We start from the raw sequence: 12,430 nt of genomic DNA on the forward strand, positions 1-12,430 counted from the left end.
ACCCGCCTCCTTGATCTTTCGTGGGTTCTTCCAGCCTAGGGCTTCGGCGGGCCCGCGGTGGCCCGCCTCCGCCCCGGGCCCGCGGCCGCCTACAGGGCGCGGCGCCGGGCCCGCCACAGGAGCGCGCCGACGAGCGCGGCGGCGAGTACGGTGAACGCCGCCGCGGCGGTCCACTGCATGCCCGCCATCTGGTCCTTGGTGTAGTGGTCTGCGACCCGGTCGACGATGCCGAGAGCGCTCCGGCATGCCTCCGGTGAGCTGTCGTGCGCGCAGGTGCCCCAGCCGTAGAGCTTCCCCGAGGCGGTCCCGAACCACTCGTCCACCACGACCACGTGGTCGAGCAGGGCGGGCCGCTCGGCGCCGACGGGGTAGGCGAGCCGCCTGGGGGAGTCGAGCAGCGGCCGGAACATCTCCGCCGCGACGAGCGCGAAGCCCGAGACCAGGAAGGTGCCGGCCATGGACACCACGGTGCGGCGCAGCAGCGCCCCGGCCAGGATCCCGAGGGAGGTGGTGAACAGGGCCGTGGCCACCCCGGTGGGGCCGGTGACCGCGAACACCGGGGAGTTCAGCCAGTCGTCGGGCGCGAACGGGCCGGCGGAGCGCCACCACCAGGCGTAGAACAGGCCCAGGATGCCCGAGGTCGCGGCGGAGAGGAGCAGGGCGAAGCCCACCTTCCACACCAGCCACCGGGTACGGGAGACCGACTGGGTCGTGACGAGCCGCGCGGTGCCGTTCTCCAGGTCGGCGGAGATCAGCGGCGCACCGAGGAACACGCCCAGCAGCACGGGCAGGAAGGCCAGCGAACTGCCCATGGAACCAAGGTCGTTGATGATCCTGTTGAGGAGGTTGCCGTCGACCTCCGACGGGGGCTTCGCCGGCCAGCCGGCGCCGTGCAGGGTGTCGAGCATCGCGCCGCGCCGGTACGCGATCCAGGCCGCGCCGAGGACGACGGCGACGGCGCACGCGATGAGGGCCGTGCGGTGCTGGCGGACCACGAGCCAGGCGAGCCCGCGCAGCCTGCGGGCGGGGGCGGGGGCGGGGGCGGTCGCGGCGCGCCCGTCGGTGGCGCCTCGGGTGAGCGTGCTCATGCGGCGGACTCCTCTCGGTGACCGGGGACGGCGGTGGGGGAGAGCAGCGCGGGGGCCCCGGGGGAGCGGAGGTAGGCGAGCAGTACCTCCTCCATGCCGGGCTCGGTCAGTTGCCACGGGCCCTGCAGCGGCCCCTGGCGTCGGACCAGTGCGGTGAAGTGCCGTCCGGACGTGCGTACTTCGATCACGGTGTGGGCGTTCAGGGCCGCGGGCAGGGCGTCCTCCTCGGTGACTCCGGTCACCAGTGTGTGCATCGGCACCAGTTCGTCGGCCTCACCCGCCATGCGGACGCGGCCTTCGGCGAGGACGACGAGGTAGTCGCACATGTCCTCGATCTCGCTGAGCAGGTGCGAGGACATCAGCACGGTCGTGCCGTGCTCGGCGGCCTCGGACAGCAGCAGGGAACCGATCTCGTCCCGGGCGACCGGGTCCAGATCGGCCATGGGCTCGTCCAGCAGCAGCAGTTCGGGCCGCTTGCCGAAGGCGAGGGCGAAGGCCAGGCGGGTGCGCTGGCCGCCCGACAGGGTCTCGACGCGGGCATCGAGCGGCACCTGGCCGGACCTGACGATCCGCTCGGCCGCCCGCTGGTCCCAGCCCGGGTTGAGCTCCCGGCCCATCCGCAGGGTCTGTTCCACGGTGAACCTCTTGAACAGCGGCTTGTCCTGCCCGAGATAGGCCCACCGGCCCATGGTGCCGGGCGCGTCGGCGGGTGCGCCGAAGATCCGCAGCTCGCCGGCCGAGGGCTCGGCCAGGCGGGTCGCCAGGTTCAGCAGGGTGCTCTTGCCGGCGCCGTTGGGCCCGACGAGCGCGGCGATGCGGCCCGCCGGGACCCGGAAGGTGCAGTCCTTCAGGGCCCAGCGCCGCCGGTACCGCTTGCCGAGCCCGCGCGCTTCGAGGGCCCATCGGGCGTCCGCCGTGCCGTAGGTGGTCGTGTCTCGCACGGCTTCCCCCTTTCCTTCAGTCCACTAGATAACTAGTGGAATCATGGACTCAGGGGGGAGCCCTGTCAACACGCCGACGAGGAGCTCAGGAGGGGGACCGGGGGGACGGCTCCGCGGCCGCTCCGCCGGACACCTGGTGCAGCCGCAGGGCCAGTTGGAGTTCCAGGCTCCGGTCCGGGGACTGCCAGTCCGGGCCCAGCAGACGGCCGATGCGGTCCAGTCGCTGCACGACCGTGTTCACGTGGACGTGCAGGGCGTCCTTCGCCCTGGCCTGGCTCATGCCACAGGCGAAGTAGACCCGCAGCGTGTGGACGAGGTCGCTGCCGCGCCGGGCGTCGTACTCCAGCAACGGCCCGAGGACGTCCCGTACGTAGGCGGGCAGGTCCGGCCGGTCGCCCAGCAGCACGCCGAGGAACCCGAGCTCCGCGAGCGCGGCGCCGTCCCCGTCCCGCCCGAGCGCGCGCAGCGTGGACAGACAGCGCAGGGCCTCCGCGTGCGCGGCGGGCAGCGCCGAGGCACTGCCGTCGGCGCGCGCCGCCCCGACCGTGACCGGGCCTCCCACCGCCCGCCCGAGCGCGGCGGCCAGCACCGGGGCGTCCGCGCCCTCGGAGTCCGAGGGCGCCAGCAGTACGACGTGGTCGTGGTGCACCCCCGCCAGACCCCGCCGCTCGCGGGCCCGGTGCGCCGCCGCGGCGAGCAGCCGCGGGCGCGGGGCGGCCGCGCTGTGCAGGACGAAGAGGGCGTGCGGGCGCCCGAGGTCCACCCCCAGCCGGCGGGCCCGCACCGCCAGGCCCGCCGGATCCGCCGACGGGCTGAGCAGGTCGCCCAGCAGCTCCCCGCGTATCCGGTCCTCGGTCTCCGCCACCGAACGGCGCAGGAGCAGCAGCAGCGCCGTGACCGTCGCGGCACGCTCGAACAGGCGCCGCCCCGCGTCGTCGAGACCCGCACGGCCGGTGAGGGTGACGCTGCCCAGGAGCTCCGGGCCGGCGAGCACCGCGCACACCCAGGTCCCCTCCAGGGGCACCGCCCGTCCGCTGCCCCGCGAGGCGACGACGGCCCGCGCGGTCGGCGGCCGCGGGTCCGACCGTACGCGGGCCAGCTCCACCCCGTCCGCGTCGTGGATCAGCGTGCCGCCGTCGAGGAGGGTGCCGATCGCCGCCGCTACCTCGGTGATGTCCCCGCCGCGCAGGACGAGGCCCGTCAGCCGGTCGTGCGCCTCCTCGGCCCGCCGCAGCGCGTCGCTGTTCTCCCGGATGGTGCGCGACGCGGCGTTCAGCTCGGCCAGGGCCTGACGCGTCTCCTCCAGCAGGCGCGCGCCGTCGATGGCGATCGCGGCGTGGTCGGCGAGCGAGGACAGCAGGGCCACCTCGCGCGCGGAGAACGCGCGCGGGCTGCGGTCGGCGGCGAACAGCACCCCGATCACCTTCGGCCCCAGCCGCAGCGGCACCCCCAGGATCGCCCGCAGGTCCTCCTCGGCGACGGCGCTGTCGATGGGGCCGGTGTGCCGGAAGCGGGGGTCGCTCTGGTAGTCCCCGGTCGCGTACGGGCGGGCGGTCTGGGCCACGAGCCCGCCCAGCCCCTCGCCCATCCCCAGCCGCAGCTGCTGGAAGGCGGCCGACACCGAACCGTCGGTGACCCGCATGAACGTGTCGCCCGCCGCCTCGTCGATGAGGGACAGGTAGGTGACGTCGGTGTGCAGCAGCTGCTTGGCCCGGTGCGTGATCGCCCGCAGCACCGCGTCCAGGTCCCGCAGCGCCGCCAGGTCACCCGCCGTGTCGAACAGCGCGGTCAGCTCCGCCTCGCGCGTGCGGTGCTGCAGCAGCGTCCGGTGCACCTCCAGCGCCACCGCCGTGGCCTCCTCCACGGCGGCCAGCTCCGCGGCGCCCGCACCGGCGGAGCGGGCCGCCGCGGCCGGCCGCGCGAAGTCCTCCGCCGGCGCACCCCGGGCCAGCAGCCCGAGCAGGTCGCGCAGGGCGGTCCGTCCGGCGGTGGGATCCGTCATGCCGGTGAGCTTACGTGCGCGGGCGCGGACGCCGTCAGCCGCCGAGACGGGTGCGGACGGGTGCGGACACGGACCCCGAACCCTCACCCTCACCCGGTCCGGATTCGGGCCGGGTGAGGCTGCGGCCCCTGGTCTCCCGGGCGAAGACCACCGTCACCGTGGTCACCAGCGCCGTCGCACACACGTAGAGGGAGACCGGGACGGAGGACCCGTAGTCCTTGAGGAGTTCGACGGCGACGATCGGGGCGAGCGCCCCGCCCACGATGGAGGCGAGCTGGGACCCCATCGAGGCACCGGAGTAGCGGACCCGGGTGTCGAACATCTCCGAGATGAAGGCGGCCTGCGGACCGTACATCGCCCCGTGCAGCAGCAGCCCGGCGGTCACCGCCACGGCGATCACCGGGAACGAGCGCGAGTCCAGCAGGGCGAAGAAGGCGAACGCCCACCCCGCCATGCCGACCGACCCCACGAGGGTCACCGCCCGCCGGCCGATCCGGTCGGACAGGGCGCCCCAGGCCGGAATGGCGACGAAGTGGACGGCCGAGCCGATCAGCACGGCGTTCAGGGCGTCGGCCTTCGGCAGGTGCAGGTGGGCGGTGACGTAGACGAGGAGGAAGGCGGTGAGGACGTAGTACGAGACGTTCTCGCCGAGCCGGACCCCGATCGCGGTGAGCACCCCGCGCCGGCCGGTGCGCAGCACCTCCACCACCGGCGGCCGCTGCTTCGCCCCCGCGGCCTCCTCGGCCTCGGCCCGGGCCCGCGCCTCCAGGAAGGCGGGGGACTCCGAGACCGACACCCGGATCCACAGCCCGATCACCACCAGCACCCCGGACAGCAGGAAGGGGATCCGCCAGCCCCACGCGAGGAACGCCTCGTCCGACTGGACGGCGGCCAGCAGCGCCAGCACCCCGGTGGCCAGCAGGTTCCCGCCGGGCGCTCCGGCCTGCGGCCAGGAGGCCCAGAAACCCCGGTTCCGGTCGTCCCCGTGCTCGGCGACCAGCAGCACCGCCCCGCCCCACTCCCCGCCCAGCGCGAACCCCTGCACCAGGCGCAGCAAGGTCAGCAGCACGGGCGCGCCCGCCCCGACACTCGCGTGCGTCGGCAGCAGCCCGATCGCGAAGGTCGCCCCGCCCATCATCAACAGGCTGAGCACCAGCAGCCGTTTGCGCCCGATCCGGTCACCGTAGTGCCCGAAGACGATCCCGCCGAGCGGCCGCGCGGCGAAGCCGACGGCATAGGTGAGGAAGGCCAGCAGGGTGCCCACGAGGGGGTCGCTGGAGGGGAAGAACAGCGTGTTGAACACGAGCGCGGCGGCGGATCCGTAGAGGAAGAAGTCGTACCACTCGATGGTGGTCCCGATGAGGCTGGCGGCGACGACTCTCTTGAGGGATCCGGCGGTCGGGGGAGCGGTCTCGGGGGAGGCCATGAACACCACTTCCAGGGGGTCTGCGGGGACGATCGGTGTCGCCACAACGTAGAAGTCCCCAGTTCAGCGGCATATGTGGCGGGCCGTCACAATCGGGCGTCGTTCTATGTATCCGACCGCCACACCGCCTGCGCGGGCGCCTCCCGCGGCCCCGGACGCGATGGCGACGACCCCTGCCGGAAATGCAGAGTTGCGCCCGCTTTGGAGGGCAGGCGCTGACTCCCGTGCTGGTTTGGTGCTGACCCAAAACCCTACGTCAGCACCCTTCGCGACCCGCCCCGTGCTGGTTCGGTGCTGGTTACGCTGCGTTGAGCGCGCCCCGTACGCGGCCAAGGCGGCACAAACCAAACCGCAGGAGTCGGGATGCCGCGTCGTCTCCCCGGGCTGCTTCGTGCCCTCATGCCGTCATCGGGTGACCGATGAAGTCGTCGAGTCCGAACGGAACGCGCTCCCTGAGATCTCCGCTGCGGGGACTCCGTCGCCGGTCGACCGGCGGAAGACGGGCAGCAAACACCACCTGATCTGCGACGGACGAGGCACGCCGCTCAAAGTCATCACGACCGCCGCGAACGTCAACGACGTCACCCAGACCCTCGCCCTGGTCGACGGCCTCCCACCAGTGGCAGGCCGTCCCGGCCGACGCCCCGAGGCCCTGCTCGGGGACAAGGGCTACGACTCCAACCCCAACCGCGATGAACTGCGTAAACGCCGGATCCTGCCCGTCATCTCCCGCAAGGGCGCCCCGAATATCAAGGACATGGGCAAGCTCCGCTACTTCGTGGAGCAGACGTCCGCCCTTCTCCACCAGCTCAAACGACTCGCCGTCCGCTGGGAACGCCGCACCGAACTCCACGACGCGCTCGTCTCCCTCGCTTGCAGCCTCATCTGCTGGAGACGCCTCAACAAGCCCGAACCATGATCGTGTTACGCGCTCTTATATGCCGGAGGAGGGTGCTTATCCTCGCCTGCCGTATTCCCTGGGTGCGATCAAGGTGATGGTCGAAGGACCAGGGCCACCCTCGTCGTGTGCTGCTCGGGCCGGCACTCTTCCGGGGGATTGACCTGCTGGTTCGCCGCCAACCGGAGACGCGGCGCGGTACATCTGATGGCGCGGGAGACCATCACGTCGATCCGGAGGTCCACGTGCACTTTCAGCGATCCGTCGTACGGCGAACCATCGCGGTGGCCATCGCGTCAGGGCTGGTACTCCTGGCGCCTGCGCCTGCCACGGCCGCCCCGAAGCCGCCGCCGCAGCAGAAGGAATACGCCTACATCAGCAGCCTCGACGGCCACGTGTACCCGATCGACACGAGTACCAACGAGGTCCGGGAGATCGGGGCCACCGCCGTCGGTGGCGGCCCCGACCAGGTGGCGATCACCCCCGACAACACCCGTCTCTACGTGACCAACGCCTTCAGGTACGTGTCGGCGATCAACATCGCCAAGCGGAGCGTCACGGACATCCTGTACGACAAGGACGAGCTCTCTCCCGACAGCCTCTACGGGGAAGCGATGGCCCCGGACGGCAAGCACGTCTACGTGGCCGTCCAGAACCCCTTCGACGGGGACAAGGTGTCGGTGATCGACACCGCCACCAACCAAGCCTCCGCCACCATCAAGGTCAGCAGGCCCGACCAGGTGGCGATCGATCCCGGCGGCAAGCGTCTCTACGTGGCCGACAGCAAGGGCAGCCTGTACGTGATCAACACCGCCGACAACCAGCTCATCGCCACCATCCGCCTCAACGAAGCGGCCAACGGTATGGCGATCAGTCCGGATGGCAAGCGCCTCTACGCGACCGGCAACAGCGGCAACGTCTCGGTCGTCAACCTTGCGAAGCAGAAGATCGTCCGCACCATCACCGGCGCCGGCACGGGCGGGCTGGCGATCAGCCCCAACGGCAAGCGGGCCTACGTGGTCGGCGTCGACAACAAGATCATTCAGGGCAAGGTGTCCGTGATCAACCTGAAGACCAACAAGGTCACCAAGACCATCCCGATCGGCGACATCCCGCCGTCCACCGGGTCGGGCCGGTACTTCCGTCCGTCGAAGGTGGGCCTCACCCCCGACGGGAAGAGCGCCTATGTGGTCGGCTCCTACGGCAAGTCGACACCCCAGGGGACGGTGTTCGCGATCAACACCGCGACCGACGCGGTGACCCCCATCACCGTCGGCGCCAACGACACCATGGGGGTAGCCGTCGGCCGACTGTAACGGCGGCACGAGCGCTCCGGCAGACCCCGGCGGCACGCGCCTCCTCGCCGCCCGCCGTCTCCATCAGGTGCGCGGCACCAGGACGCGCTGGAGCGTCACTGGTGCCGCCGGTGCAACCCGGAAGTCTGTGAGGATCCGCACCATGGTGCCGCGTTCGTCGCCTGGGAGCTTCTGGAGGGTTGGGCACGCCTTGAGGTTGAGGAACGAAGGGGAGAGCTCGACTTTTTGGAGTGGCTATGGGAAGGGGGCCGCGCCTTCGGACGAGTTCGCCGCCGCGGCGCACGGCTCACTGACGACCACGGCTGGCTAGAGCGTCCCCGGGGATTCGTGTCGGGAGGGTGCTGCCGTCCGTCGCGGACCTGGATTACCCCGGTCCTGGCGCCGAGTCCCGGTGTCGACCTCAGGACCTCGAAAGAGGGTGGGCCTCCAGGAGTTTCTCGATCGGCCCGTCCGGAGCGTCCTCTGATCAGCTAGTCGATCAGTCGGATGGGTCTGGAGTGCGTGCACGTGTTCTCATCACACCGCTACGATCCCGCGACCAGTGACCGGCGCCAAGCTGAAGCAGCTACGGGAACTGGGCAGGCTGGCCGAGCGACGCGGACGGAGCCTGGCGCAACTGGCGATCTCGTGGGTGCTGCGCGCCCCCCGGGCGGTGTCGGTGATCACCGGCGCGAGCAGCGTGATCCAACTGGACCAGAACCTCGATGCGCTGCACAGGGCCCGCTGCCCGAGGACGACCTGGCGGAAATCGATGCGCTGAGCCGCTGAACGACACATGTGGCCGTGACGCGATCTGGAGCTGCTCCGATGTGGGCAAGCATGAAGCCTGCGGTTCTCCACGCTCTTGGGCTGCATGGAGATGGATGCCTCGCGGACTCCTGAAACTGGATCGGACGCTGCAACGAGGAGAAAGTACAGGCGCGCAAGGACTGGATGGAAGGCACTCGCTACGGCGAAGTGAAGGGCTGTGACGGCCCCCCGATCCCCGTTCCCCAACTCCCGCCGGTGCCGCTGAAAGCACGCGGAGGGGTGTGAAGGTTCTCTCCGGGCCCTCGACGTTTCCCGGGTGTGACCAGCTGGGGTCAGCTTTGTCAGGACGGGCCGGCCTACGGCAAGCTGTCGCACTGGCCCGCTGACGCCCCAGTCCTGCCGTCCGGCTGCGGCGGGTGGATGCCTCGGTACTTCACCGACGGGTACGGGGTGAGGGTTTGCCTGTCGGTGCTCCGGCCGTAGGCGCGCGTGGTTCACAGTCCGGATGCGGCGGTGGTCTGGTCGTCGTTCAGCCGGGCTCGCCACTCGCTGACGTATTCGTCGGGCATGGAGGCCAAGCGGGCGATCTCGGCGTCGCCGCGTCCGTCGGACCAGGCGAGGATCCGCGTCACGGTGCGGTTTCGTCCGGCGCGGAACTCCTTGAGCAGGTTTTCGAGGCGTTCGACTTCCTCGCCTTCGAAGACGAGTTGCCGGTCGACGGCGGCGCGTTCCTCGGCGCGCAGGCGCCGGAGGTAGGAGCTCAGTCCGGTCAGGACGAGCCCGTGTTCTCGCGCGGCGTTCTGGAACCTCTCGGTCAGGTCCGTCAGCACGCAGTCGGGGACGTCGGCGAGGGTGGCTCCGAGGGGTTTGGCCGCCTCCCAGGTGCTCTTGCCGGTCTCTGTTGTCTCCAGCCAGGTGCGGGCGTCTGTCGGGGTACGGTCGCCGCACGCCTGCGCGCGGTAGGCGTACAGGGCGGCGCGGTTGCCGTAGAAGGTGAAGCCGTCCTCGATCCGCCGCTCGGCGGTATGGCAGGTCCTTCCCGGGACTCCCCCGTAGCCGGTGTCGGGATGGTAGTCGGCGTAGGCGTCGAGTTCGGCGTCGCTGGCCACGCCCCAGGAGGGCTCGCACAGCTCGGGGTTGGCGGCGAGGAAGGCGGCGACCTCCACGCGCCAGGCGGGGGCCGGTGTCGTGCGCGGCCTGGGCCAGTGGAGAGTGCCGGAGGGGCCGAGGGTGTGGGTGGTGGTGTGCTCGATGTCGTCCCAGGCGGTGGCGGCCTCGGCCGACCACTCCAGTTCGCCGTCCGGCCCGATCCGGTGGATCGAGTCGACGAGGCGCTGCACGGCGGGCAGTATGCGCAGTGCGAGCGTGTGGAGCTCTTCGGCGGTGAAGAAGCGCCAGGTACAGCCGTGCTGTTGATCATGGGTCAGGTGGCCGAGGAGCTGCACCATGGTGCCGGGGGCGGGGACGGTCCCGTCGCCGAGTGCCCTGCGGGGCAGTCCGGGGAGCTGGCCGGCGAGGTCTTCTTGCGGGGCCCGCCAGTCGGTGTCGCCGAACCAGACGGCGCCGTCTCTCGCGTCGACTGCCAGCCACTGCCGGTATCCCGTTCCCGGGCCGTAGCGCCGCTCCTGCTGCTCGGCGTGTTCGTCGTGCCATACGTACTCGGCTGGAGGTGGGTCCAGCTCTGCGGCCATGAAGCCGTCCTCGGGGCGGTAGCCGGTGAGGACGCGGGCTGTTCTCGGTGCGCTGTCGGCTGCGGTCATGAGGGGTTTCCTCTCGGTGGAACGTCAACCGCGGCCAACGTAGTCCGCCAGCCACCTAGTGGTTTATTTTTCAGCCACTGCGTCCGATAGTCGGACACGGTGGGGGCGTTGGCCTCGTGGTGAGGTCTACGCGCGTGCAAGTGGCCACAACTTGGCTGCATTTCACGTGGCCGGTCTGCGGGTGCGGCGCGTGGTCACGCGACCGGCCGGCGGCTCCTGGCTGCCGGCCGCCGTACGCGTCAGGAGAGAGCGGCCAGTGCTTGGGCGGCGAGTATCCGCTCCAGGTCCAGGACGGCCCGCGGGGCATGCCGGGTGTCGATGCGGACGGCGTAGATGAAGCGCGTCAGCTGGGGTGCGGCCAGGGGGCGGGCGACGATCTCGGGGCTGGCGCGGGGCAGGGCGAGTTGCGGCATGAGGGCCACGCACAGGCCTGCCGCCACGAAGCCGAGCACGGTGTTGAAGTCGTCCCCCTCGTACTGCAGGCGGGCCTGGAAGCCGGGCGTCTGGGCTATCTGGGAGAGCAGTTCCAGGCGCAGCGCGGCCTCGGGGGCGGCGATCCACGTCTCGGAGGCGAGGCTGGCCAGGTCGATGACCTCCCTGTCGGCCAGGCGGTGGTCCGCCGGGAGGACGGCCACCACCGGGTCCCGGGCAACCAGCGTCCGGCGGAGCATCCGGGGCGGGGGTACAGGGATGAAGTCGTAGTCGTAGCTGAGGGCCAGGTCCATGTCGCCGCGCTTGAGCCGGCTGTAGCCGGCTTCGGGTTCGAGCTGGCAGAGGCTGACCTGGAGGTGGGGGTAGGCGGTGTGAAGCTGGGCCAGGGCTTGGGGAACGATGCCGGTGGCGGCGGAGGCGAAGGCGCCGAGGCGGATCCGTCCGGCCGTGCCGGCGCGCATGGCATCGAGTTCCGCCGACGCCGCCGCCAAGACGCTGCGCACGCCCTGCTCGGCGTCGAGGAGGACTTCGCCGGCCGGTGTGGCGCGCACGGGGCGGCGTTCGAGCACCCTGAGGCCCGCGCGGCGTTCGAGTTCGGCGATCTGCTGGGAGACGGCGGGCGGGCTGTAGCCGAGCTCGCGTGCGGCGGCGCTGAAGGAGCCGTGCCGTACGACGGCTTCGAGGGTGGCGAGCAGGCGGGGATCGAGTCCGTGCACGGAGTTAAGGCTCACTTATCTGTCGCGAAGATGTGTTTTCTTGTGATTCAAGATGAACGCCAGCAGGATTCTTGCTCGCGGCAGGAAAACGCAAGCCTGCGCTCCCGGGCCGCGCGAACGCCCCTTCCCCGCCGTCGCGGCGTCCTCCGCCGGTGCCGCCCCTGCCCCCGCCGCAGCCTGCCGCGGCCGGTGGCTGCCCGGCGGCCGGGTGCGGATCCCATCGCCGACGGTCACCCCTCATGCCCCGAAAGGAAGTGGTATGCCCCAGCCACCACTCATCGGACTCACCACCTACCTCGCCCACGCGCAGTGGGGCGAGTGGGACCTGCCCGCCGCAGTGCTGCCCGCGGCCTACGCGGACTGTGTCCAGGCGGCGGGCGGCCGCACCGTGCTGCTGCCGCCCGCCGCGCCCGCGACCGCGGCCGATGTGGTCGGGCGTCTGGACGCGATCGTCCTGACGGGCGGCGAGGACGTGGATCCCGCCCTGTACGGGGCGGTGCCCCACCCGCGTACAGGGCCGCCGGTGCGCGAGCGCGACGCATGGGAGCGGGCGGTGCTGGCCGCCGGCCTCGCCCGCGACATACCCGTGCTCGGTGTGTGCCGGGGAATGCAGCTGATGAACGTGCACGCGGGCGGCACCCTCATTCAGCACCTGCCCGACACCGTGGGCCACCACGGTCACAACCCCTACCGGGGCCACTTCTGCGCCCACGCCGTGACCACCGTGCCAGGGACGCGGATCGGCGCCCTCCTGCCGGGGACCCGGCAGGTCGCCACGCACCACCATCAGGCGGTGGACCGCCTCGGCGCGGGGTTGATCGTGGCCGCCCGTGCGGCGGACGGCACCGTCGAGGCGCTCGAGAGCACCCGGCAGCGCTTCGCCGTGGGCGTCCAGTGGCACCCGGAGATGGGTGCCGACGCGCCGGTCGTGCGCGCCCTGGTGGCTGCTGCGGCCTTCGCCGCGGACACCGATGAGGCTCCGGTGGCCGGACGGAAGGAGCACACGGCGCGAAGCTCGCCGGACGGGATTTTCCCGGCACAGGTGTCTTGACACCCTGCGGTGCACCCCGCAGGATCACAGCGTGAACCTGTCAGACAGCC

10 protein-coding genes and 1 pseudogene are annotated in these 12,430 nt (G+C 71.5%); 5 read left to right on the plus strand and 6 right to left on the minus strand.

Translation table 11 applies throughout. The features are described 5' to 3' along the window. Positions 1-89 precede the first annotated feature (89 nt). From SLAV_RS33885 to SLAV_RS33900, 4 genes are all read right to left on the minus strand, one after another. On the minus strand, positions 90-1,088 hold the full coding sequence (locus SLAV_RS33885) for an ABC transporter permease (protein WP_030235584.1): 999 nt from the start codon (positions 1,086-1,088) through the stop codon (positions 90-92). Further along, on the minus strand, positions 1,085-2,029 hold the full coding sequence (locus SLAV_RS33890; protein WP_030235580.1) for an ABC transporter ATP-binding protein: 945 nt from the start codon (positions 2,027-2,029) through the stop codon (positions 1,085-1,087). The genes SLAV_RS33885 and SLAV_RS33890 overlap by 4 nt, the downstream gene beginning before the upstream one ends. Positions 2,030-2,114: 85 nt before the next feature. Next, positions 2,115-4,031, minus strand: a complete 1,917-nt coding sequence (locus SLAV_RS33895; protein WP_051841233.1) for a helix-turn-helix domain-containing protein — start codon at positions 4,029-4,031, stop codon at positions 2,115-2,117. Positions 4,032-4,065: 34 nt separating this feature from the next. Continuing rightward, a complete protein-coding gene (locus tag SLAV_RS33900; protein WP_051841239.1) occupies positions 4,066-5,457 on the minus strand; it encodes an MFS transporter in 1,392 nt (463 codons plus the stop codon). Positions 5,458-5,869: 412 nt separating this feature from the next. On the opposite strand from SLAV_RS33900, the gene SLAV_RS41200 reads away from it, so the two are divergent. The 4 genes and pseudogenes from SLAV_RS41200 to SLAV_RS42730 form a co-directional block, all read left to right on the plus strand. After that, positions 5,870-6,376, plus strand: coding sequence for an IS5 family transposase (locus SLAV_RS41200; protein WP_158740782.1), 507 nt, complete (start codon positions 5,870-5,872; stop codon positions 6,374-6,376). A gap of 224 nt (positions 6,377-6,600) precedes the next feature. Further along, entirely contained in the window at positions 6,601-7,671 is a 1,071-nt protein-coding gene (locus SLAV_RS33910; RefSeq protein WP_158740780.1) for a YncE family protein, read from the plus strand. Positions 7,672-8,212: 541 nt separating this feature from the next. Further along, positions 8,213-8,431, plus strand: a complete 219-nt coding sequence (locus tag SLAV_RS33915; protein ID WP_030235572.1) for an aldo/keto reductase — start codon at positions 8,213-8,215, stop codon at positions 8,429-8,431. Positions 8,432-8,553: 122 nt separating this feature from the next. After that, positions 8,554-8,706, plus strand: a pseudogene (locus SLAV_RS42730) (pirin); the annotation flags it as partial. 209 nt (positions 8,707-8,915) lie between these two features. Here the strand turns inward: SLAV_RS42730 and SLAV_RS33925 are convergent. Further along, the gene (locus SLAV_RS33925; RefSeq protein WP_030235571.1) at positions 8,916-10,181 is read right to left on the minus strand and encodes a hypothetical protein; all 1,266 of its coding nucleotides are present in this window, start codon (positions 10,179-10,181) and stop codon (positions 8,916-8,918) included. A 239-nt stretch (positions 10,182-10,420) separates the two neighbouring features. Beyond that, on the minus strand, positions 10,421-11,329 hold the full coding sequence (locus SLAV_RS33930) for a LysR family transcriptional regulator (RefSeq protein ID WP_051841232.1): 909 nt from the start codon (positions 11,327-11,329) through the stop codon (positions 10,421-10,423). 259 nt (positions 11,330-11,588) lie between these two features. Here SLAV_RS33930 and SLAV_RS33935 point away from each other — a divergent pair, with 259 nt between their 5' ends. After that, the gene (locus SLAV_RS33935; RefSeq protein WP_030235568.1) at positions 11,589-12,380 is read left to right on the plus strand and encodes a gamma-glutamyl-gamma-aminobutyrate hydrolase family protein; all 792 of its coding nucleotides are present in this window, start codon (positions 11,589-11,591) and stop codon (positions 12,378-12,380) included. Positions 12,381-12,430 lie beyond the last annotated feature (50 nt).

The organism is Streptomyces lavendulae subsp. lavendulae (assembly GCF_002803845.1).
Classification (GTDB): domain Bacteria; phylum Actinomycetota; class Actinomycetes; order Streptomycetales; family Streptomycetaceae; genus Streptomyces; species Streptomyces lavendulae.

Excerpts from the sequence above, each read along its gene's own strand:
- SLAV_RS33895 (WP_051841233.1), bottom strand. The coding sequence starts at position 4,031 with ATGACGGATCCCACCGCCGGACGGACCGCCCTGCGCGACCTGCTCGGG.
- SLAV_RS33925 (WP_030235571.1), bottom strand. The coding sequence starts at position 10,181 with ATGACCGCAGCCGACAGCGCACCGAGAACAGCCCGCGTCCTCACCGGC.
- SLAV_RS33885 (WP_030235584.1), bottom strand. The coding sequence starts at position 1,088 with ATGAGCACGCTCACCCGAGGCGCCACCGACGGGCGCGCCGCGACCGCC.
- SLAV_RS33935 (WP_030235568.1), top strand. The coding sequence starts at position 11,589 with ATGCCCCAGCCACCACTCATCGGACTCACCACCTACCTCGCCCACGCG.
- SLAV_RS33900 (WP_051841239.1), bottom strand. The coding sequence starts at position 5,457 with ATGGCCTCCCCCGAGACCGCTCCCCCGACCGCCGGATCCCTCAAGAGA.